The sequence below is a fragment of the Pseudorhodoferax aquiterrae genome (assembly GCF_014652235.1).
GTDB lineage: Bacteria > Pseudomonadota > Gammaproteobacteria > Burkholderiales > Burkholderiaceae_C > Pseudorhodoferax > Pseudorhodoferax aquiterrae.
In genome coordinates, this window is sequence record NZ_BMYK01000021.1 from 1 (window position 1) to 22,176 (window position 22,176).

Consider the following 22,176-nt stretch of genomic DNA (forward strand, 5'->3'; position numbering starts at 1 on the left):
GTGGGCATCGCCCGCGCCGCGCGGGCACCAGCGCCCCGCCGCGGACGGCCTGGCCGGCGCGCCCGCGCGCGGCCGGTACTTCGGCTTCGGCCCGGCACACTAGGAGCGCAGGCGGTTATTTCGACGCGAGCTTGGCGCGTGCGTCCGCGGGCAGCTCGAGTGCGAACACGGTGGCCTGCGCATCCGAGCGGACGAGCCGCAGCGCGCCGCCATGCGCCAGCGCCACCGCATGCGCGAACGCCAGGCCGATGCCCCAGCCCTTGTGCGCCGTGCCCTGGCCGCGCGCGAAGGGACGGAAGATCGCCTCGCGGTCGGACGGGGCGATCGGCGTGCCGAGGTTCTCCACGGTCAGCACGGTGCTGCCGTCGGCAGTGGTGGCGAGGCGGCACCAGATCGGACTGGCGGGCGCGCCGTACTTGACGGCATTGAGCAACAGGTTCTCGACGACGCGGAACAGCGCGTCGCGGTCCCACCAGCCGCTGGCCGAACCTTCCCAGGCCACGCGCGCACCCAGGGCGGCCTCGTTCTCGGTGACCACTTCGGCCAGCAGCGCCTGGCATTCCACGAAGCACGCCTGCAGCCGCAGCGGCCGCCCCGCGTCGAGCGACAAGGTGTCCAACAAGGAGCGCAGCAGGCGGTCCAGTCTGCGGTTGCTGCGCTGCAAGCGCGCCAGCGCCGCCTCGGCCTGCGGCCCGGTCACGAGCCGCTGCAGCAGCGAGGCCGAGACCACCGCCGTCTGCAAGGGGCTGCGCAGGTCGTGCGTGACGGCGGCCGCCACGAGCTGGCGCATCTCGTCGCGTTCGCGCTCCGCCTGCACGCGCGCCAGTTCGGCGCGCTGCACCGCCACCGCGAGGGCCCACAGCATGCCCCACAGCACCGCCACGGCACTCCAGGCGACCAGCAGTACAGCGGTTTCCGCATCGAAGGCCGCGACGCGCCGGGCCACGATGACCAGGGCCGCCACCAACAGCACGCAAGCTGCGCCGGCGAGCAGCAGCAGCCTGCCGAAGCGCCCGACCGTGTTGCGCGACGTCAGCGCGCCGACGACCCCGCCGTGCGGGCGGGCCAGCAGCAGGCTGGCCGACAGGGCACCGAATGCCAGCACCGTCGGCAAGGCCACGCCGGTCCCCGGCATGAAGGCGTACAGATCGGCCCCGGGAAACGCATGGCCCAGGCCCACCAGCCCGGTGAACAGCAGCACGGCGCAGGCCAGCATCTGACCGCAGGCCAGCCGCCCCAGGGCCAGCAACAGGCTCGCCAGGCCGGACAGCGCGAACAGCGCACCCGTCAGCGCCGAGGACCACCACGGCAGCCGCAGGCCGCTCGTGAGCGGGATGTCGGCCAGGTGCGCCAGCACGATGCCTGCACCGCATGCCGCCTGCACGCCGGCCAGGGCGGCAGCGGCCGGCGGCCGTCGCCGCAGTGCGCAGGCCGCCGCGCAGGCCACCAGCATGAGCACGGCGGTCATGGGCGAGAGCGCCGGCCGGCCAGGCACCAGCGTGGTCAGGATCGGCCGGTCCAGCCACCAGCCCGCGAGCGAGCACGCGGCCAAGCCGGCCGCCAGCAGCGCCAGCGCCAGATGCGCCGCAGGCGTGCGCCACAGGCCATCCCTTCCCGCCACTGTGCGTTGCCAACCCAGGTTTGCCATCACGCTTCCGTGCCCGCCATGTCCCCGCAGCGGCACGCTTGCCTCTGCCGGGGGTGTTGCAGCGTTGTGCGAGCCTAGCGCATCGGCAGCCGCGGCTGCGCCGGGACGCCGCCGCCGCCGACACGAGTTGCCACCACCAGCCTACACGGTGGCCCGCGCGGGACGGGCAGGCTTGCGGACCAACCACCCAAGACAGCGACGGGAGCACAACATGCGCAAGATGATCCTCATGGCCGTGGCCGGCTTCCTGTGGAAGCAGTTCAAGGCCAGGCAGAGCGCCAGGACGGCGGCAGCCGGCCCGCGCCGCTGACGGCCGCAGGCCGCGCAAGCGCGCGCCCGCCTGCACGCATGCGCGTCGCCAGCTGGAACATCAACAACGTCCGCAAGCGGCTGGAGCTGCTGCTGGACTGGCTCGCCCGTGCGCAGCCCGACGTGCTGGCCCTGCAGGAACTCAAGACGACGACCGCGGACTACCCGACCCAGGCCTTGACGGCCGCCGGCTACCACAGCCTGGTGGTCGGCCAGCGCAGCTGGAACGGGGTCGCGCTGCTGGCGCGCGGGGCCGAGCCGCTGCCGGTGCTGAACGCATTGCCGGGCGACCCGACGGACAAGGAGGCCCGCTATGTCGAAGCGGCCATCCACGGCGTGCTGTTCGCCTGCCTGTACCTGCCCAATGGCAACCCGCAGCCGGGGCCCAAGTTCGACCGCAAGCTGCGCTGGTTCGCGCGCCTGCAGGCGCGCACGCAAGCCCTGTGGGACTCGGGGCAGCCCGTGGTGCTGATGGGCGACTGGAACGTGGTGCCCACCGATGCCGACATCTACAAGCCCGACACCTGGCGCGACAACGCGCTGCTGCGGCCCGAGGCGCGCGAACGCTTTGCGGCCGTGCTGGCCCAGGGCTGGACCGACGCGGTGGACCGCATGCATCCGGGTGGCCGCCAGTTCACGTTCTGGGACTACCGCCGCAAGCGCTGGGAGCGCGATGCGGGGCTGCGCATCGACCACATCCTGGTGGGCGCGTCCCTGGTGCTGCGCGACGCCGGGGTGGACCGGGACGAGCGCGGCAGGGAGGGCGCCAGCGACCACGCCCCGGTCTGGGCGGAACTCGGTCTCGCCAAGGCCAAGCGGCCCGCACGCACCGCGGCCCGCCGCCAGAGCGCGCCGGAGCGCGCTGCCGATGCCGCTGCGCCGCTCGCCCGCTACCACGCCAAGCGCGACTTTTCGAGGACGGCCGAGCCCGCCGGCACGGTGCCCGGCCGCAGCGGCGCCGCGGGCGCAGCACTGGCCTTCGTGATCCAGAAACACTGGGCATCGCGCCTGCACTACGACCTGCGCCTGGAGCTCGATGGCGTCATGGTGTCCTGGGCCGTGCCCAAGGGACCGTCCTACGACCCGGCCGCCAAGCAGATGGCGATCCATGTCGAGGACCACCCCATCGCGTACAACCGTTTCGAAGGCAGCATCCCCAAAGGCGCGTACGGCGCCGGCAAGGTGATCGTCTGGGACCATGGCAGCTGGGAACCCGTCGGCGACGCCCGCGCGGGCCTGGCGCAGGGCAAGCTGGTCTTTCACCTGCATGGCCAGAAGCTGGCCGGCCTGTGGGAGCTGGTGCGCATCTCCAAGCCGGGCGCGCAGGCGCAGGACCAGTGGCTGTTCTTCAAGAAGCGCGGCGACGCCTGGGCCCGACCGGGCACGGAGTACGACGTCATCGCGGCGCTGCCGGACAGCGTGGTCGCGCAGCCGCTCGGCCTGGTCGAGGAGCGCGAGCCGCAGCGCGTGCGGCGGCCCGCGCCGCCGCCACCCGGCACGGTCGACCTGCGCGAGGCCCGCCGCGCGCCCCTGCCCGCCCGGCTGCAGCCGCAACTGGCCACGCTCGTGTCCTCGGTCCCCCCGGGCCACTGGATCGTCGAATCCAAGTTCGACGGCTACCGGCTGCTGGCGCGCGTCGCACCGGGCCAGGTGCGGCTGTTCACCCGCAACGGGCACGACTGGACCGACAGGCTCGCGCCGATCGCGCGCGCCGTCGCCGACCTCGGGCTCGGCAGCGCCTGGCTGGACGGCGAGATCGTGGTGTTGAACGATGCCGGGCTGCCGGACTTCAACCGCCTGCAGAACGCCATCGACAAGGCCAGCACCGGCGAGATCGTGCTGTTCGTCTTCGATCTGCCCTACCTCGACGGCCTGGACCTGCGCGAACTGCCGCTGTCCAGCCGGCGCGAGGTGCTGCGCCAGCGGTTCGCGGCACGCGGCGACGGGGGCACCGTGCGCCTGAGCCAGTCCTTCGACGTGCAGCCCGGGCAGTTGCTGGAGGCCGCCTGCCGCATGGGCATGGAGGGCGTGATGGTCAAGCGCGCGGACGCCGCCTATACACCCGGCCGCGGCGAGAGCTGGCTCAAGCTCAAGTGCCAGCACCGGCAGGAGTTCGTGGTCGTGGGGTTCACCGAGCGCGCCGGCGCGCCCGGCGAGGTGGGCAGCCTGCTGCTGGGCTACCACGAAGGCACGGCGCTGCGCTTCGCGGGCTCGGTCGGGACGGGCTGGGGCGCGGAGACGGGGCGCGCGCTGCGCGCCAGGCTGGTCGGCCTGCGGACCGACCGGCCCGCGGTGGCCCCCGAGGACGCCCTGCCCGGCCGCTGGTCGCGCCGCGCGGCCGGCAGCGAGCGCTGGGTGCAGCCGCAGGTGGTGGTCGAGGTGGCGTTCTCCGAGTGGACGCCGGACGGCAAGGTGCGCCATGCGGTCTGGCGCGGGCTGCGCACCGACAAGCCGGCAGCGCTGGTCGTGCGCGAGCGGCCGCGCCCGCTCGGTGCCGACCCGCCGCCCAGGACCGGCGCCGGCCGCGCCAAGCTCACCCACCCGGAGCGCGTGATCGACACGTCCAGCGGCCTGCGCAAGGTCGACCTGGTCCGCTACTACGAGAGCGTGGCCGAGTGGATCCTGCCCCACCTGAAGGGCCGGCCGGTATCGCTGGTGCGCGGGCCCACGGGCGTCGAGGGCGAGCTGTTCTTCCAGAAGCACGACGACAAGCTCGCGATCCCGCACGTGCGCAAGCTGACCGAGCGGCTGTGGCCGGGGCATGCGCCGCTGCTGGAAGTGTCCACGGCGCAGGCCCTGCTTGCCTGCGCGCAGATGAACGTGATCGAGTTCCACACCTGGAACGCACGCGCGCGCACCATCGCCAGGCCCGACCGCATCGTGTTCGACCTGGACCCGGGCGAAGGCACGCCATGGCAGCAGGTGCAGGAGGCCGCCCTGCTCGTGCGGGCCCTGTTGCAGGAGCTCGGCCTGCAATGCTGGCTCAAGACCTCCGGCGGCAAGGGCCTGCACGTGGTGGTGCCGCTGGCGCCGCGGCTGGAGTACGACGCAGTGAAGGACTTCTCGCAGGCCGTGGTGCGGCATCTGGCGCGGACGATTCCGGGACGCTTCGTTGCCAAGAGCGGGCCCAGCAACCGCGTGGGCAAGCTGTTCGTGGACTACCTGCGCAACGGCCACGGTGCCACCACCGCGGCCGCGTTCTCGGCGCGTGCGCGCCCCGGCCTGGGCGTGTCCATGCCGGTGGCCTGGGAGCAGCTGGCCGAGCTGCGCAACGGCGCGCAGTGGACCATCGCCACCGCGCGCGAGTACCTGAGCTTCCAGCAGCAGGATCCCTGGCACGACTACTGGTCGACGCGCCAGGGCCTGGCCGCCGCACGCAGGACGCTGGACCGTGCCGCGGCGCGTTGAGAGCATGGCCGGCAGCGTCTGTGCGACCGGATGCCCCTGATGCGGTGGCCGCTCGCCTGCGTGCTGCTCGGCGCCGCGCTGGCCGCTGCGACCCATGGGCGCCTGTGGTCCCTGCCAGAGCGACACAATCCCTGGGCGCCGCTGCGCTACGCCGACGCGCCGAACTGGCTCACGCGCTACAAGCTGCAGCGCCTGTCCACCCAGCCACAAGCCTGCATGGCGCTGTTGGCACAGACGCCATGGCGCTTCCATCCGGTGCCCGACCGCGACAACGCCGCGGGTTGCGGCCTGCGCGATGCCGTCCAGGTGCAGCGCACCGCGCTGGACATCGGCCGCCCCTTCACGCTGCGCTGCACAGCGGCGGCCGCCACCGCGCTCTGGGAACGCCACGTGGTCCAACCCGAAGCGCAACGGCATTTCGGCATGCCGGTGCGCCGGCTGGAGCACCTGGGCAGCTACGCCTGCCGCGACATCGCCGGCAGCGGCGCCGGGCGGCGCAGCGAGCACGCCACGGCCAATGCCCTGGATGTCGCGGCCTTCGTCCTCGAGGACGGGCGCCGGGTCCGCGTGGCGGGCGGCTGGGACGATGGCGGCAGCAGCGCCGCCTTCCTGCAAGCGGTCCACCGCGGAGCGTGCGGCTTGTTCAGCGGCGTGCTGGGGCCGGACTACAACCAGGCCCACCACGACCACTTCCACCTGGACCGGGGCCCGTTTCAGGTCTGCCGCTGAGGGGCCCGGCCCGCGCGGGCTCAGGGTGCCGCGCGGTCGAACAGCGGCTGCAGGCCGGAAGGGGTGGCCGCGCTGCGCAGCGGCAAGGTGGTCTGCAGCAAGGCGCGCAGCCCCTCGTCGGGCATCGGCCTGGCGTACAGGTAGCCCTGCATCTCGTCGCAGCCGCAGTCCTTGAGGAAATTCGCCTGCTCTTCGGTTTCCACACCTTCGGCGACCACGCGCAGCCGCAGGGCCTTGGCCATGGAGACGACCGACTGCACGATGGCCTCGGCCTCCTGTCCCTTGGACGTTCCGATCGGCAGCACGAAGGAGCGGTCGATCTTGAGCTTGTCCAGCGCGAACCGCGTGAGGTAGCTCAGGCTGGAGTAGCCCGTGCCGAAGTCGTCCAGCGCGATGCGCACGCCCCTCGCCGACAGGCGCTGCATGGTGGTGATGGCGGCCTCGGAGCTCTCCATGATCAGGCTTTCCGTGAGCTCCAGCACGAGGCCGTGCGGTGCGACATCGAAGCGCGCCATCGTGCGCTCCACCTGCTCGACGAAGCCAGGGCGGCTGAACTGCAGGGCCGAGACGTTGACTGCGACCGCAGGCGGCAGCAGACCTGCGTCGCGCCATGCGGCCCAGGCCCGGCAGGCCTCTTCCAGGACCCACTGGCTCAGCTCGACGATGAGCCCCGAGGCTTCGGCGATGGGCACGAAGCGCGCGGGCGGCACCATGCCGCGCCGCGGATGCTTCCAGCGCAGCAGCGCCTCGACGCCGGTCAGGGACCAGTTCGCCAGGCGCGCCTGGGGTTGGTAGTGCAGTTCGAGCTGGCGGTGCTCGATGGCCGACTGCAGCTCCACCGCCAGCAGCATGTCGTCGTGCGCCGAGGCGTTCATCGCCGGTTCGTACAGCTGCCAGGTCTTGCCGCCCCGGGCCTTGGCCGTGGTCAGGGCCGCGCTGGCATTGCGCAGCAGCGATTCGGCGTCCTGCGACAGTTCGGGGTAGCTGGCCACGCCCACGCTGACCGACGGCGTGATGGCATGGTGGCCCGCCGTGTGCTTGCCGCACGCCAGCTCCAGCATGCGGTTGATGGTCAGCGCGTGGCCGACCGGCGGCCCTTCGAGCAGTCCGACGAATTCGTCGGCGCCGAAGTGGTACAGCCTGCCCGGCGGCAACGAGGCCTGCAGCCGCCGCGCCAGCTCGATCAGCATCCTGTCGCCTTCGGACAGTCCGAACGATTCGTTGATGGACTTGAAGCGGTCCAGGTTGAGCATGACCACGGTCAGGCTCCGGTCCCGCTCGGCCGCTTCGCGGACCAGGGCGGGCAGCGCGGCATCGAGACAGCGCCGGTTGGGCAGCTGCGTGAGCTGGTCGTGGTTGGCGTGGAACGCAGCCCGCGTCTGCGCTTCGCGCAGGGCCGTGAGGTCGGTGAACATGCCGACGTACTGGTAGACCTGCCCCGACGCGTCGCGGTGCGCGGCAGCCAGCATGTGGCGCGGATAGATCTGGCCGTTCTTGCGGCGGCCCATCAGCTCGCCTTCCCAGAAGTCGTTCTGCAGCACTTGCGCGACCATCAAGGCGTTCTTCTCAGGGTAGGCGCCCGTGGCGAGCGCCTCGACCCGGACACCGAGCACCTCTTCGGGCGCGTAGCCCGTGATGGCCGTGAACGCCGGGTTCACGGAAACCACCTGCAGCGCCTTGTTGCACACGACGATGGCCGCCGGCGCGAGTTCGAACACGCTGGCCGCCTGCTGCATGCGGGCCTGCAGCTCGCGCGCCTGCGTGACGTCCGTGGCCACGCTGTGGAAGTAGCGGCGGCCCTGGATCTCCAGCAGCCCCACGCGGCCTTCGACGAAGAAGGTGCTGCCGTCGGATCGGCGCCGCCGCCCCGTGAAGCGGCGCGAGTCACCGGGCTGCATCCCCTCGACCATCTGCAGGACGGCCGCGCGCTCGCTGTCGGGCGCCAGCGCCATCACGTCGCTGCCGATCATCTGCTCGCGCGCCAGACGGAAGGCCGTCAACGCCGAGGCGCTCGCGTCGACGACCTTGCCACGCCAGTCGTTGAGCACGAACAAGGCGTCGCCGTGGCGCAGGATCTGGTCGTAGAAGGCGGCCATCTCGGCTTCCCGCCGGAAATGGTGGCGGCGTTCTGCACGCAGCCAGAACGCCAGGCCGGCCGCCCCCAGCAGCAACAGCACGCCATAGGCCAGCACGGCCAGCCGGGTCGGCTCGCGCAGGCCCGCCAGGATTTCCGTCTCGTCGAGCACGCCGACCAGGTACCAGCCCGGCAGCGACAACGCTTCGCGCACGGCCATCGCACGGTCGCCGCTGCGCATGGTCCCCTGCACCACGGACTGTGGTGCAGTGAGCAGGCGGTGTTCGATGCTGCCGGGAACCCCATCGTGCAAGACCGCCAGCGCCGGGCCGGCAGGGCCGTCGACGCTGGCGAAACGCACGGGCCGGCCGTCCTGCACGCGCATCAGGATGCCTTTGCCGTCGAACACCCGCGGGCCGGATTCGGCCAGCGCCCGCACGAGCTGCACGGGCTGCACCTCGAGGTAGAACACGAAGCGTGCGAGCGGGCCACCGTCGGCCATGCGGCGCACCACCGCGGCGCGGTAGGCGTGGCCGGAGACGGTCGGCGGCAAGTCGATCCAGCGTGCGCCATCGCCCACCAGCACGCCGGCGGCCAGCGCGATGTCCGCAGCGTCCGGCCGGGCGCCGGCGGCGTAGACGGCCAGCTTCTGCTCGGTGTCGACGATGCTGACCGAGGTGTAGCCGTAGCGCAGACGGATCGACTCGAGGGAATGGCGGATCTCTTCGTCCTCGTGCGTGCTGTCGCCGTCGCCGATCGCATGGCGCAGCACGTGCTGCATGCTGGCACTGCTGGAGAACACGTCGGCATCGGCAAAGCGTTCGGCCAGCCATGCGTTCATGCTGCGGGCACCGAGCTGCACGGTGGCACGCAGCTTGTCCACCGCGGCTTGCTCGCTCCATCGTTCGGCCTGCCGATAGGCCAGGCTGCCGAGCACCAGGATCGCCGCGGCGAAGGCGACGAATCCGGCCGTGAGCCGCCATGGCAGCGAACGGCCACGCCATGCCCGCCGGATGCGGCTGGTGGGACGCGGGGCAGGCGCCGGTGCGGGGCCGCGACGCCTCACGGTCCTGGCAGCAGACGGAAGTCTGCCGTGGCCAAGCCGCCGCAGGCCACCATCGCCGCGCGGCCCGCGATCTGCCAGGCGCGCGCCGCGCGCACCATGGCCGGGCTGGTGTCCGGGGCAGCCGTTTGCGTGGCCTGCACCAGCTGTTCATGGGCGCGGTAGGCCGCCTCCGGGCTCAGGCCCGCGCTGCGCAGCACGTGGGCGGCCGCCCTGGCGCCCATGGCCCTCTGCTCCGCCGACGCTCCGGTCGCGATCACTGACAAATTCACGCTGCCCTCCCCTTGCGAAACGGGCCGGCAGGACCCGCGTTGCGCCATTGTGGGGAGATCCCGCGAGCGAATGTGGCGGGACTGTGGCGGCATGCCGGCAGCGGGGATGGGGCGGTGCTACAGGAGCACGATGTCGTACTGCTCCGGCCCCATCGCGCTTTCGGCCTGCAGCGAGATCGGTTTGCCGATGAAGTCCGACAGGCCCGCCAGGTGCTGGCTCTCCTCGTCCAGGAACAGCTCCACCACCTTGGGCGAGGCCACGACGCGGAACTCGCGTGGGTTGAACTGGCGTGCCTCGCGCAGGATCTCTCGCAGGATGTCGTAGGTCACGCTGCGCGCGGTCTTCACGGCACCGGTGCCGCGGCAGATCGCACAGGGCTCGCACAGCATGTGGGCCAGCGATTCGCGCGTGCGCTTGCGCGTCATCTCCACCAGGCCCAGTGGCGAGAAGCCGCTCGCGGTGGTCTTCACACGGTCGCGCCCGAGCTGCTTGCGCAGCTCGGCCAGCACGGCGCTGCGGTGCTCGTCGCGCACCATGTCGATGAAGTCCACGATGATGATGCCGCCCAGGTTGCGCAGCCGCAGCTGGCGCGCGATGGCGCCGGCGGCCTCCAGGTTGGTCTTGAAGATGGTGTCGTCGAAGTTGCGCGCGCCCACGTAGCCGCCGGTGTTCACGTCCACCGTGGTCAGGGCCTCGGTCTGGTCGATGATCAGGTAACCGCCGGACTTGAGGTCCACGCGCCGGCCCAGGGCCTTGGCGACCTCGTCGTCGATCGAGAACAGGTCGAAGATCGGCCGCTCGCCCTTGTAGTGCTGCAGCTTCTGCGTGGCCGCCGGCATGAACTCGCGGCCGAAGGCCTGCAGCTTGTCGAACTGCTCGCGCGAGTCGAGCCGGATGCTCTGCGTCTCCTCGGTCACGAGGTCGCGCAACACGCGCTGCAGCAGGTCCAGGTCCTGGTGCAGCAGCGAGGCCGGCGGCAGCTTCTGCGCGGCGGCCTTGGTGCGCGCCCACGCCTTGCGCAGGTAGGCGATGTCCTCGGCGAGCTCGGCATCGGTCGCGTCCTCGGCGTTGGTGCGCAGGATGAAGCCGCCACCGCCGCCGCTGGCGGCATCGCCCACCAGCGCCTGCAGCCGGCGCCGCAGGTCCTCGCGCTGGGCTGCGGGGATCTTCTGCGACACGCCCACATGCTCGTCCTGCGGCAGGAACACCAGCAGCCGGCCGGCGATGCTGATCTGCGTGGACAGCCGCGCGCCCTTGGTGCCGATCGGGTCCTTGATGACCTGCACCATGATCGCCTGGCCCTCGAAGACCTGGCGTTCGATCGGCACCTGGCCGTGGCCATGCGCGCCGGGCCGCGCCTGCGCCGGCTCGCCCTCGCCACGCACGCCGGCCGCGCTGGGCAGCAGGTCGGCCACGTGCAGGAAGGCGGCGCGCTCCAGGCCGATGTCGATGAAGGTGGACTGCATGCCGGGCAGCACGCGCACCACCTTGCCCATGTAGACGTTGCCGACCAGGCCCCGCTCCAGCGTGCGTTCCAGGTGCAGCTCCTGCACCGCGCCGTGTTCGACGATGGCCACGCGCGTCTCCTGCGGCGACCAGTTGATCAGGATGTCCTGCTGCATGCGTTCCTTGCTGTGGAGCGCGCGCGCGACCGCCGGATGCCGGCGGGGCTGCGCGCGGCCGCTCCTCGTTGTTCTGTTGTCCGGGTCTGGATCGTACGCGCTCAGCGCCGCGGCCAGGCCCGCGCCAGCGCATCCTGGTGGGCGGGTGCCAGCGCGGCCAGGCGCACATGGCCGGCCAGGCCGAAGGAAGCGCAGTCGCGCAACTGCACGCCAGCCGCGCGCAGCCGGGCCAGGTCCTCTGCCGGGCGCGCCGCGTCGGGCAGGCGGGCGCAGAAGAAGTTGGCATCGCTGTGCAGCACCTGCCAGCCCAGCTCGGCGCACAGCGCAGCCTGGCGTGTTTTCCAGGCGCGCAGCTGCGCCAGGCTGGCGGCCAGCCAGTCCTGCGCCGCGCGGCCGGTCCAGGCCTGCAGCATGGCCACGCCGTGCGCGCCCAGCGGCCAGGACGGCGCCAGCTCCGCGAGCCGCGCGAGCAACGGCGCGTCGGCCCGCAGCGGCGCGATCGCGTAGGCCGCGCGCACGCCGGTCAGGCCCAGCGCCTTGTTGGGCGACCACAGCTGCCAGACCTGCTCACGCTGCGCGGCGTCCAGCGATGCCGCGCCGGCCAGGCGCAGCGGCGCGTAGGCGCAGTCCAGCACGAGCGGCACTTGCGGCGCCAGGGCCTGCAGCTGCGCTGCCAGGCCGGCATGGGCCTGGCCCAGCGGCGAGGAGGGCTCGCAGGCCCAGACCAGCTGCGCCGGCGCATCCGTGCTGTGCACGGCCATCCGCTGCGCGCGCGCGGCCCAGGCATAGTCGCCATAGGCATGGGCCGGCACCCGCACGGCGGCGCCCGGCCGGGCCACGGCCGCGCTGATGCGCATGATGAATTCGCTGGCACTGGCCGCCACCAGCACGCGCGCCGGCGCCACGCCGTGGAAGGCGGCCAGCTGCTCGCGCAAGGCGCCGTAGCCGGGGTCGGGATAGCGCGTGGGATCGGCAGCCTGCAAGGCCGCGCGCGCTGCGGGGCATGGCCCGCAGGCGTTGGCATTGGTCGAGAAATCGTTCGCGGCCGGGCCGTCGGCGTCCGGCCCGCCGTGCACGCGGGCCGCCACCGCGGTGTCAGCGTCCATGGCGCGGCCGGGTCGCCGTCATGCGCCGTCGGGAATCTCGGGTTCGACCAGCTGCGCCAGCAGCGTCAGCGACTCCTGCCAGCCCAGCATGCAGGCGGCCGCCGGAATCACGGCCGGAATGCCTTGCTGCTCGATGTGCATTTCGGTGCCCACCAGGGTCTTGGCCAGGCGCACCGTGACCTGCATCTCGCCCGGCAGGTTGGGATCGTCGAAGCGGTCGGTGTAGCGCAGCAGTTCGCCGGGCACCAGTTCCAGGTAGGTGCCGCCGAAGCTGTGGCTGCTGCCCGTCGTGAAGTTCGTGAACGACATGCGGTGGCTGCCCCCCACGCGCGCGTCCATGGCATGCACCTTGGCCGTGAAGCCGTGCGGCGGCAGCCACTTGACCATGGCCTCGGGTTCGATGAAGGCGCGGTAGACGCGCTCGGGCGGCGCGCGCAGCACACGGTGCAGACGGACGGTGTGGGTGGAAGCGGACATGCGGTGCTCCTGAATCAAGCCGAGGACGACCCTCTGCCTCCACGACGCGTGGTGCGGGCCGAAATCGACAAGGCGTATCAGGGCTTGCGCTTGGCCTGCTTGGCCACGTCCTCGGCCAGCAGACGGCGCACCTCCAGCGCGTCCAGCGCGTAGGGCAGCAGCGAGATCGCATGCTCGGGCCTGGCCTTCTCGCCGAACACGGCCTGGGTGGCGGACCACATGAATTCCAGCGTCTCGGTGACTTCGCCCAGCGCGTCGCGCGTCATGTTGGGCAACAGGGCTTCGGCCTGTGCGGGCTTGGCCGCTGCCTTGCGCGCGGGGGCGGCGGCTTTCGACTTGGCGGTGGCGGATGTGCGGGCAGGCTTGGCGGTGGTCACGGCGGCTCCTTGTTCTGGGTCGGTCTGGTGTGGCGCGAGTGTAGTGTGCGAGCGGGTGCAGAGGGCACGCCGGGCGCTGCGGTGGCCGATCTTCCACAGCATGCCGGCTGCCCAAAAACCGGGCAATCCTGTGGCAGGCCGCATGGATGCTGGTGGTGCGCCAGCCCCTCCCAAGCCTGTCCCCAGCAATATCCACAGGCGGCCGGGACAAGTCCGGCGCCGGGGTTTCAGCAATCGACGCCCGCCTGGCGCAGCAGCTGCGCGGTCTCGAACAGGGGCAGGCCCATGATGCCCGTGTAGCTGCCGCGCAGGGTGCGGATGAAGGCCTGCGCCCTGCCCTGCACGGCATAGGCGCCGGCCTTGCCGAGCGGCTCGCCGCTGGCCACGTAGGCGGCGATCTGCGCGGGCGTGAGGCTGTCGAAACAGACCTCGGACACGCTCAGGGCCTGCAGCCTCTGGCCGCCGTGCTGCACGGCCACGGCCGTCAGCACGCGGTGGGCCTGGCCGGACAGCGCGGCCAGCATGCGGGCCGCATCGTCCGCATCCTCGGGCTTGCCGAGGATGGTGGAACCCAGCGCCACCGTGGTGTCGGCGCACAGCACGGGCGCCTCCGGCAGGCCGCGCGTGCGCAGGCGCGCCACGGCGGCATCGAGCTTCAGGGCCGTCACGCGCTGCACGTAGCGCGCCGGCGCCTCGCGGCCGCGCACGGCCTCGAGCGCCTCGGCATCCTCGCCGGGCGCGGCCAGCAGCAGTTCGTGGCGCACGCCGATCTGGTCGAGCAACTGGCGCCGGCGCGGGCTCTGCGAGGCGAGGTAGACGAAATCCGGCATGGGGCAGCGCCCCTACTCGCGGTGGTAGGGGTGGTTGGCGTTGATGGACCAGGCGCGGTAGAGCTGCTCGATCAGCAGCACGCGCGCCATGGCGTGCGGCAAGGTCATGTCCGACAGGCGGATGCGCTCGTGCGCAGCCTGGCGGAAGGCCGGCTCCAGGCCGTCGGGCCCGCCGATCACGAGGGCGACGCCGTCGCCTTCGAGCTGCCAGGTCGACAGCCGCGTGGCCAGGGCCTGCGTGGTCAGCGCGGTGCCGCGCTCGTCGAGCGCGACCACGCGGGCATTGCGGCCGACGGCCGAGGCGATGGCGGTTTCGATGCGCTCGCGCTCGGCGGCCTGCATCTGGGCCACGGTGCGCGAGCCGCGCGGCTCGGTCTTGACGGCGCGCAGTTCGACGCGCAGTTCGGCAGGGAAACGCTTGGCGTAGTCGTCGTAGGCCGTCTGCGCCCAGTCGGGCACGCGCAGGCCCACGGCCACGATGACGAGCTTCACGCGTAGATCAGCGGCGAATCAAGTGCGACGTGCAGCGGCCTTCTTGGCCGGCGCCGCCTTCTTCGCCGCAGGCTTGCCCACGACCACGGTCTTCACGGCGGTCTTCGCCGGCGTCTTCTTGGCCACGGCCTTCTTGGCGGGAGCGGCGGCCTGGGCCGGCGCACCGGCCTTCTTCGCGGGCGCCTTCTTCCTGGCGGGCGCGGCGATCACCGGACGCTCGGGTGCGTATTCGGGTTCGGGCCTGGCCTTCTTCGCAGCTGTCTTGCCAGCCGCGGTCTTCTTGGCGGCGACCTTCTTGGCCGGCGCCTTGTCGGCCGCCTTCGCCGGTGCGGCGGGCTTGGGCGCACCCAGCTTCAGGCGCACCGGCTTGTCGCCCCACAGCTCTTCCAGGTGGTAGTACTGGCGGATGCTGGGCTGCATGATGTGGACCACGGCCGGGCCGCAGTCCACGATGATCCATTCACCGTTGTCCTCGCCTTCCACGCGCGGCTTGGCGAAGCCGGCCTCGCGCACCGCATCGCGCACGCTGGCGGCCAGCGCACGGGTCTGGCGGTTGGAAGTGCCCGAGGCGACGATCACGCGCTCGAACAGCGGGGACAGGTGCTCGGTGTTGAAGACCTGGATGTCCTGCGCCTTGACGTCTTCGAGGCCATCGATGATGGACCTCTGCAGCTTCTGGGTGTCTTTCTTGGCGGCGGATTCCGTGGTGGGGCCAGTGGTCATCGAGCGGTACGGTAGAGGTGGTGTTGGTCAATATAGCCTGCAACGGCGGGCGGAACCAGATGGGCGATGCCCTGGCCCGCCGCGACGCGCTGGCGTATGTCGGTGGCGCTGGTCGCCACCGGATGGGTGTGGAGGAAGTCGATTGTCGCGCCCGGCAATGCCAGGTCGGGCACCTGGCCCTGCGGCGCGGCGTCGTCCACGCGGGCGGCGACGCACAGGGTTGCCAGCTTCACGATCTCCTGCCACTCGTGCCAACTGGTCAATGCACGCGCCTGGTCGGAACCGATCAGGAGGTGCAGCCGGGCGCGAGGATAGCCGATTTGCAGTTCCCGCAGGCTGTCCACGGTATAGCTGGGGCCGCTGCGCTCGGTCTCGCGCGCGTCCACGACCACGCCCGGGATGCCCTCGAACGCCAGTTCGGCCATGGCCAGACGGTGCACGGCAGCGGTCGGCTGCGTGGGACGGTGCCAGGGCTGGCCCGTGGGCAGCACGTGCATGCGGTCCAGCCGCCACTGGGACATGGCGGCGCGCACCAGGTCCACGTGGGTGTTGTGCGGCGGGTCGAAGGCACCGCCATAGACGCCGACGCGCAGCATGGTGGGAAGGCTCAGACCCAAGCGCGCGGCACCAGGAAGTGCTCGGTCAGTTGCGCCTCGGCCGAGCCGGGCGCGGGTGTGTGGCGGTAGGACCAGGCGGCCTGCGGCGGCATCGACAGCAAGATGGACTCGGTGCGCCCGCCGGACTGCAGGCCGAAGTGCGTGCCGCGGTCCCACACCAGGTTGAACTCCACGTAGCGGCCGCGGCGGTAGAGCTGGAAGGCGCGCTCGCGCTCGCCCCAGGCCATGTCCTTGCGGCGCGCGAGGATCGGCAGGTAGGCACCCAGGAAGGCCGCGCCCACGGCCCGGGTCATGGCCGCGCTGCGTTCCATGCCGAGTTCGGAGAAATCGTCGAAGAACACGCCGCCGATGCCGCGCGCCTCCTGCCGGTGCTTGAGGAAGAAGTACGCGTCGCACCACTGCTTGAAGCGCGGGTACTTGTCCTCGCCATAGGGCGCCAGCGCGTCGCGGCAGACCTGGTGGAAGTGGCGTGCGTCCTCCTCGAAGCCGTAGATGGGCGTGAGGTCCATGCCGCCGCCGAACCAGCACACGGGCGGCTCGCCCGGGTGGCCGGCCGAGATCATGCGCACGTTCATGTGCACGGTGGGCGCGTAGGGGTTGCGCGGGTGGAACACCAGCGAGACGCCCATGGCTTCGAACGGCGCACCCGCGAGTTGCGGCCGGTGTTGCGTGGCCGAGGGCGGCAGCTTCGGGCCGCGCACATGCGAGAAGCCGCAGCCGGCGCGCTCGAACACGGCGCCGTTCTCCAGGATGCGCGTGACGCCCTCGCCCTGCAGCACCTCGTCGGCACCCTTGGTCCAGGGGTCGGTCACGAAGCGGCCGCCGTCCACCGCGGCGACGGCACTGCAGATTTCCTCCTGCAGGCCACGCAGCCAGGCTGCGAAATGCGCAGAGGCGCTGGTCGTCATCTCGCGGCGCGGTGGCCGATGTCGCGGCGGTACTGCATCCCGTCAAAGTTGATCGCCCGCACGACCTCGTAGGCGCGCTGCTGGGCCAGCTTGACCTTGTCGGCCAGCACGGTCACGCACAGCACGCGGCCGCCGCTCACGCGCACGGTGCCGTCGGCGTCGCGCTGGGTGCCGGCGTGGAAGACCACGGCATCCGCCTCGGCGGCCGGCAGGCCGGTGATGGCATCGCCCTTGCGCGGCGTCAGCGGGTAGCCGTGCGCGGCCAGCACCACGCCCAGCGCGATGCGGCGGTCCCATTCCAGTTCGATCTGGTCGAGCTTGCCGTGCGGGCCGGGCTCGGTGGCGGCCCAGAACACCTCGAACAGGTCCGACTTCAGGCGCATCAGCAGCGGCTGGGTCTCGGGGTCGCCCAGGCGGCAGTTGAACTCCAGCGTCTTGGGCCGGCCCTGGGCGTCGATCATGAGCCCGGCGTACAGAAAGCCCGTGTAGGCGATGCCGTCCTTCTCCATGCCGCGGATGGTCGGCAGGATGATCTCGCGCATGGCGCGCGCGTGCACGTCGGCCGTGACCACGGGCGCGGGCGAATAGGCACCCATGCCGCCCGTGTTGGGGCCCTGGTCGCCGTCCTGCAGGCGCTTGTGGTCCTGGCTGGTGGCCATGGCTGTCACGTTCTTGCCGTCGCACAGCACGATGAAGCTGGCTTCCTCGCCCTGCAGGAACTCTTCGATCACCACGCGCGCGCCGCCTTCGTTGTGCGCCACGCCCAGGGGGTTGTCGACCAGCATGAAGTCGATGGCCTCGTGCGCCTCGGCCAGCGTGGTGGCCACGACCACGCCCTTGCCGGCCGCCAGGCCGTCGGCCTTGACCACGATGGGCGCGCCCTTGGCGTCCACGTAGGCATGGGCCTCCTTGGGATCGCTGAAGGTCTGGTACTCGGCCGTCGGAATGCCGTGGCGCTGCATGAAGGCCTTGGAGAAGGCCTTGGAGCTCTCCAGCTGCGCCGCGGCCTTGGTCGGGCCGAAGATGCGCAGGCCGTGGGCGCGGAATTCGTCCACCACACCGGCCGCCAGCGGGCCCTCGGGGCCGACCACGGACAGTGCGATGTGCTCCTTCTGCGCCCATTCGCGCAGCGCCACCACATCGGTGATGGGCACATTGACGAGCCGCTCGTCCAGCGCCGTGCCGCCGTTGCCGGGCGCCACGTACACGCGCGTGACGCGGGACGATTGCGCCAGCTTCCAGGCCAGCGCGTGCTCGCGGCCACCGCCGCCGATCACAAGAACTTTCATCTCAGTTTTCCACGGCGCTGGCGCGCCATCCGCAAGACACGAAACCGGCACGCAAGCCGCTGCTCGGAAGGCCGCGGAGCAGGCCATGCCAGCAGACGCGGCGCAACGGGCTCTGCCCGGGCGCTCGCGGCGCCCCCTGGAGGGGGGATGGGATTTCTACACGCAGTGAGAAATCCAAACGGGGGGGCTTCATTTCACAGCGCCCCGTTGTGGTACACGTTTTGCACGTCGTCCAGGTCTTCCAGGACGTCCAGCAGTTTCTGCATGCGCTCGGCGTCATCGCCCGTGAGCTCGACCGTGTTCTCGGCGCGCATGGTCACTTCGGCCAGCTCGGGCGTGAAGCCGGCGGCTTCCAGCGCGTTCTTGACCGTCTCGAAGGCCGCCGGCGCCGTCAGCACCTCGATGGCGCCGTCCTCGTCGGTGACCACGTCGTCGGCACCGGCTTCCAGCGCGACTTCCATGACCTTGTCCTCGTCGGCACCGGGCGCCAGCACGATCTGACCGCAATGCTTGAACTGGAAGGCCACCGAGCCTTCGGTGCCCATGTTGCCGCCGTACTTGCTGAAGGCGTGGCGCACCTCGGCCACCGTGCGCACGCGGTTGTCGGTCATGGTGTCGACGATGACGGCCGCGCCGCCGATGCCGTAGCCCTCGTAGCGGATCTCCTCGTAGCTCACGCCCTCGAGGTTGCCCGTGGCCTTGTCGATGTTGCGCTTGACGGTGTCGGCCGGCATGTTGGCGGCCTTGGCCTTGTCCACCGCCAGCCGCAGGCGCGGGTTGGCCGACAGGTCACCACCGCCCTGGCGCGCCGCCACCATGATTTCGCGGATGCAGCGCGTCCAGATCTTGCCCCGCTTCTCGTCCTGCCTGCCCTTGCGGTGCTGGATGTTCGCCCATTTGCTGTGTCCGGCCACGAAGAATCCTTTGATCGGTCTGATTTAATCTCGGGCGCGGATTTTACTTTTCGATTGAAGGACCCCCTGCCATGGCCGAGCCGCTCGTGATCGCCAAGAACGCCACCACCGAATGCGCACTGCTCCCGGGACTGGCCAACCGGCACGGCCTGATCACCGGCGCCACGGGCACGGGCAAGACGGTGTCGCTGCAGACGCTGGCGGAGAGCTTCTCCAGGATTGGCGTGCCGGTGTTCATGGCCGACGTCAAGGGCGACCTCACGGGCATCAGCCAGGCCGGCACACCCAACGCCAAGATGGCCGCCATCCTGGCCGAGCGCGGCATCGCCCCGCCCACGCCGCTGGCCTGCCCCGTGCAGCTGTGGGACGTGTTCGGCGAACAGGGCCACCCGGTGCGCGCCACCATCTCGGACATGGGGCCGCTGCTGCTGGCCCGCATGCTCAACCTCAACGAAACCCAGGCCGGCGTGCTGAACCTGGTGTTCAAGATCGCCGACGACAGCGGCCTCTTGCTGCTGGACTTGAAGGACCTGCGCGCCATGCTGCAGCACGTGGGCGACAACGCCAAGCAGTTCACCACCGAGTACGGCAACATCAGCGCGGCCAGCGTGGGCGCGATCCAGCGCGGCCTGCTGCAGATCGAGGGCCAGGGCGGCGACATGTTCTTTGGCGAGCCCATGCTGGACATCGCCGACTTCATGCAGACCGACGGCAACGGCCATGGCATGGTCAACGTGCTGGCGGCCGACAAGCTCATGCATTCACCGCGGCTGTACGCCACCTTCCTGCTGTGGCTGCTGTCCGAGCTGTTCGAGCAGCTGCCCGAGGTCGGCGACCCGGAACAGCCCAAGCTGGTGTTCTTCTTCGACGAGGCCCACCTGCTGTTCAACGAGGCGCCCAAGGTGCTGGTCGAGCGCATCGAGCTCGTGGTGCGGCTGGTGCGCTCCAAGGGCGTGGGCGTGTACTTCGTGACGCAGAACCCGCTGGACATTCCGGACAGCGTGCTGGCCCAGCTCGGCAACCGCGTGCAGCATGCGCTGCGTGCGTTCACGCCGCGCGACCAGAAGGCCGTCAAGGCGACGGCCAGCACCATGCGGCCCAAGCCCGGCCTGGACATCGAGGCCGCGATCACCGAGCTGGCCGTGGGCGAGGCCCTGGTCAGCCTGCTCGACGCCAAGGGCCGGCCCGGCATCACCGAACGCGCCTACATGCTGCCGCCGGGCAGCCAGGTCGGCCCGATCACGCCGCAGCAGCGCCAGGCGCTGATCGCCGGCTCGCTCGTGGCCGGCGTCTACGAAAAGGTGGTCGACCGCGAGTCGGCCTACGAGAAACTCAAGGGCCGCGCCGAGGAGGCAGCGGCCGGTGCCGCCGACGCCAGGGCGACGGCCGGTGCGCGCCAGGACAGCGGCGCGGGCAGCACCATGATGGACGGCTTGAACGACCTGTTGTTCGGCTCCACGGGCCCGCGCGGCGGCAAGCGCGACGGGCTGGTGCAGACCATGGCCAAGTCCACCATGCGCACCATGGGCACCAAGATCGGCAACGAGATCCTGCGCGGCGTGCTGGGCGGCATCTTCGGCGGCCGCAAGCGCTGACGCCTTGGACGGCCTGGACGCCGGTGGCGCCCGCCACCCCGCCGCTCCGCGGAAGGCGCGCGGCACCGTCGCCTTGACACCCTACCCCTGAACTGACGGAAACACCCCATGAACAGCCTGTCGAACACCCCCGAGGAGCCCCTGGCATGACGCTCGCGATGTCCTGGGACGAATGGACCGCGCACGACGGCACGGCCCTGGCCGCGCGCGTGCGCGCCGGCGAACTGACACCCTCCGAACTCGCGGCCCAGGCCGCGGCCGGCATCGCGCTGACCAACGGCCCCACCAGCGCCGTGGTCGAGGTCTTCGACGACGTGGTCGCCGATCCGCTCAAGGACGGCATGCACCCGGACGGCGTCTTCGCCGGCCTGCCCTACCTCATGAAGGACCTGGGGCCCACGCTCAAGGGCCGGCTGCAGGAGATGGGCTCGCAGCTCATGCAGGGCAACCGCGCCAGCGCCGACAGCTTCCTCACGGGCAAGCTGCGCCAGGCCGGGCTCAACATCATCGGCCGCACGACCACGCCCGAGTTCGGCGTCTGCAGCTCGGTCGAGAACGATCTCTTCGTCACGCGCAACCCCTGGAACCTCGACTACACGACCTGCGGCTCCTCGGCCGGCTCGGCCGCCATGGTGGCGGCCGGCGTGGTGCCGATCGCCCATGCGACCGATGGCGGCGGCTCCATCCGCATCCCGGCCGGTGTCAACGGCGCGATCGGCCTGAAGTGCTCGCGCGGCGTGTTCTCGATCGCGCCGGGCCTGTCGGACCTGTCCGGCCTGGTCTCCACCCAGGGCGCGATCAGCCGCAGCGTGCGCGACATGGCCAGTTTCGTGGACCACTGCCGCGGCGGCGCGCCGGGCGAGTTCATGCCCTACTGGAGCGCGCCCGAACCCTATGCCGATCTGATCCAGCGCGACCCGGGCCGGCTGCGCATCGCGCTCGTCCACCAGTGGGGCGACTTCGCGGCCACGCCGCACATCGCCGGCGAGCTCGAGCGCGTGGGTCGCTTCCTCCAAGGCCTGGGCCACGAGGTCGCATGGGCGCAACCGGTCGTGGACATCCGCGCCGCCTTTGAGGCCCAGACCTTCTGTTACATCAGCAACTTCGCGCAGACGATCGAAAGCATGCTGCGCACGCTGGGCCTGGACCGTCCACCGGCCGACAAGGTCGAGCCCATCAACATCAAGATCTGGGAAGCCGGCCGCGACGCGAGCTATGCCCAGCGCTTCGCGATGCAGGCCGCGTTCAACAGCACGGCGCGCGGCTTCGGCAGCTTCTTCGAGGACTGGGACATCCTGCTCTCGCCCGTGACCGCGCTGCCCACGCCGCGCGTGGGCACGACCGAGTACCTGACGACGAGCGACAACCCGTCGGTGCACGACTGGTTCGAGAACCTGTGGCGCAACTTCGCCTACACGCCGATCGCCAACCTGTGCGGCATTCCGGGGATCTCGTTGCCGCTGGCCTGGAACGAGCACGGCCTGCCGCTGGGCATGCACGCGCAGACGCGCCAGGCCGGCGACGGCCTGCTGCTGCAGCTGGCCGCGCAGATCGAGCGCGCCATCGGCGGGCGCTGGAACGACGGGCGCAGGCCCGGCGTGCACGTGACGGCCGGCCAGGGCTAGCAGGTTTTCGGCGCCGGCTTTGTTGCATCTGTCATCTGGCGGCGCGCGCGCTGTCCCTGCGCCCGCGGCCAGCCGCGTTGTGGTTCCAAGCCGGGCA

At 71.3% G+C, this 22,176-nt stretch carries 18 protein-coding genes; 4 read left to right on the top strand and 14 right to left on the bottom strand.

Going from position 1 to position 22,176, the window contains the following annotated elements; genetic code table 11:
• Nucleotides 1-115 precede the first annotated feature (115 nt).
• Nucleotides 116-1,648: a sensor histidine kinase gene (locus IE209_RS24380; protein ID WP_189689489.1), complete on the bottom strand. Its 1,533-nt coding sequence runs from the start codon at nucleotides 1,646-1,648 to the stop codon at nucleotides 116-118.
• A gap of 348 nt (nucleotides 1,649-1,996) precedes the next feature.
• Between IE209_RS24380 and ligD the strand changes: the two genes are divergently transcribed.
• Both ligD and IE209_RS24390 read left to right on the top strand, forming a co-directional pair.
• Nucleotides 1,997-5,365, top strand: a complete 3,369-nt coding sequence (ligD, locus tag IE209_RS24385; RefSeq protein WP_189689490.1) for a DNA ligase D — start codon at nucleotides 1,997-1,999, stop codon at nucleotides 5,363-5,365.
• Between the two features lie 39 nt (nucleotides 5,366-5,404).
• Nucleotides 5,405-6,094 (top strand): extensin-like domain-containing protein, encoded by a 690-nt coding sequence (locus IE209_RS24390; RefSeq protein ID WP_189689491.1) that lies wholly within the window; start codon nucleotides 5,405-5,407, stop codon nucleotides 6,092-6,094.
• 20 nt (nucleotides 6,095-6,114) lie between these two features.
• Here IE209_RS24390 and IE209_RS24395 read toward each other — a convergent pair whose 3' ends face one another.
• The 13 genes from IE209_RS24395 to IE209_RS24455 form a co-directional block, all read right to left on the bottom strand.
• Nucleotides 6,115-9,234, bottom strand: a complete 3,120-nt coding sequence (locus IE209_RS24395) for a bifunctional diguanylate cyclase/phosphodiesterase (protein WP_189689492.1) — start codon at nucleotides 9,232-9,234, stop codon at nucleotides 6,115-6,117.
• Nucleotides 9,231-9,455 carry a hypothetical protein gene (locus tag IE209_RS24400; RefSeq protein WP_189689493.1) on the bottom strand — a complete coding sequence of 75 codons (225 nt, stop codon included), beginning with the start codon at nucleotides 9,453-9,455 and terminating at the stop codon, nucleotides 9,231-9,233. The genes IE209_RS24395 and IE209_RS24400 overlap by 4 nt, the downstream gene beginning before the upstream one ends.
• A gap of 165 nt (nucleotides 9,456-9,620) precedes the next feature.
• Nucleotides 9,621-11,126 carry a ribonuclease G gene (gene rng, locus IE209_RS24405; protein WP_189689494.1) on the bottom strand — a complete coding sequence of 502 codons (1,506 nt, stop codon included), beginning with the start codon at nucleotides 11,124-11,126 and terminating at the stop codon, nucleotides 9,621-9,623.
• Nucleotides 11,127-11,227: 101 nt separating this feature from the next.
• Complete coding sequence (locus IE209_RS24410) at nucleotides 11,228-12,232, bottom strand: aminotransferase class I/II-fold pyridoxal phosphate-dependent enzyme (protein WP_189689495.1); 1,005 nt, start codon at nucleotides 12,230-12,232, stop codon at nucleotides 11,228-11,230.
• A gap of 18 nt (nucleotides 12,233-12,250) precedes the next feature.
• Nucleotides 12,251-12,709, bottom strand: a complete 459-nt coding sequence (locus IE209_RS24415) for an SRPBCC family protein (RefSeq protein WP_189689496.1) — start codon at nucleotides 12,707-12,709, stop codon at nucleotides 12,251-12,253.
• Nucleotides 12,710-12,786: 77 nt separating this feature from the next.
• On the bottom strand, nucleotides 12,787-13,086 hold the full coding sequence (locus IE209_RS24420) for a hypothetical protein (RefSeq protein WP_189689497.1): 300 nt from the start codon (nucleotides 13,084-13,086) through the stop codon (nucleotides 12,787-12,789).
• Between the two features lie 227 nt (nucleotides 13,087-13,313).
• Nucleotides 13,314-13,916, bottom strand: a complete 603-nt coding sequence (locus IE209_RS24425) for a Maf family protein (RefSeq protein ID WP_189689498.1) — start codon at nucleotides 13,914-13,916, stop codon at nucleotides 13,314-13,316.
• A gap of 12 nt (nucleotides 13,917-13,928) precedes the next feature.
• The gene (gene rlmH / locus IE209_RS24430) at nucleotides 13,929-14,408 is read right to left on the bottom strand and encodes a 23S rRNA (pseudouridine(1915)-N(3))-methyltransferase RlmH (protein WP_145549448.1); all 480 of its coding nucleotides are present in this window, start codon (nucleotides 14,406-14,408) and stop codon (nucleotides 13,929-13,931) included.
• Between the two features lie 18 nt (nucleotides 14,409-14,426).
• Complete coding sequence (gene rsfS, locus IE209_RS24435; RefSeq protein ID WP_189689499.1) at nucleotides 14,427-15,131, bottom strand: ribosome silencing factor; 705 nt, start codon at nucleotides 15,129-15,131, stop codon at nucleotides 14,427-14,429.
• The gene (nadD, locus tag IE209_RS24440) at nucleotides 15,128-15,727 is read right to left on the bottom strand and encodes a nicotinate (nicotinamide) nucleotide adenylyltransferase (protein ID WP_189689500.1); all 600 of its coding nucleotides are present in this window, start codon (nucleotides 15,725-15,727) and stop codon (nucleotides 15,128-15,130) included. The genes rsfS and nadD overlap by 4 nt, the downstream gene beginning before the upstream one ends.
• Before the next feature lie 11 nt (nucleotides 15,728-15,738).
• Nucleotides 15,739-16,656: an oxygen-dependent coproporphyrinogen oxidase gene (gene hemF, locus IE209_RS24445; RefSeq protein WP_189689501.1), complete on the bottom strand. Its 918-nt coding sequence runs from the start codon at nucleotides 16,654-16,656 to the stop codon at nucleotides 15,739-15,741.
• The gene (gene purD / locus IE209_RS24450; protein WP_189689502.1) at nucleotides 16,653-17,945 is read right to left on the bottom strand and encodes a phosphoribosylamine--glycine ligase; all 1,293 of its coding nucleotides are present in this window, start codon (nucleotides 17,943-17,945) and stop codon (nucleotides 16,653-16,655) included. Before purD ends, hemF begins: the two co-directional genes overlap by 4 nt.
• 194 nt (nucleotides 17,946-18,139) lie before the next feature.
• Nucleotides 18,140-18,859 carry a YebC/PmpR family DNA-binding transcriptional regulator gene (locus tag IE209_RS24455; RefSeq protein WP_189689503.1) on the bottom strand — a complete coding sequence of 240 codons (720 nt, stop codon included), beginning with the start codon at nucleotides 18,857-18,859 and terminating at the stop codon, nucleotides 18,140-18,142.
• A gap of 71 nt (nucleotides 18,860-18,930) precedes the next feature.
• Here IE209_RS24455 and IE209_RS24460 point away from each other — a divergent pair, with 71 nt between their 5' ends.
• A complete protein-coding gene (locus IE209_RS24460) occupies nucleotides 18,931-20,454 on the top strand; it encodes a helicase HerA-like domain-containing protein (RefSeq protein ID WP_189689504.1) in 1,524 nt (507 codons plus the stop codon).
• 146 nt (nucleotides 20,455-20,600) lie between these two features.
• The gene (locus IE209_RS24465; RefSeq protein ID WP_189689505.1) at nucleotides 20,601-22,079 is read left to right on the top strand and encodes an amidase; all 1,479 of its coding nucleotides are present in this window, start codon (nucleotides 20,601-20,603) and stop codon (nucleotides 22,077-22,079) included.
• Nucleotides 22,080-22,176: the final 97 nt, after the last annotated feature.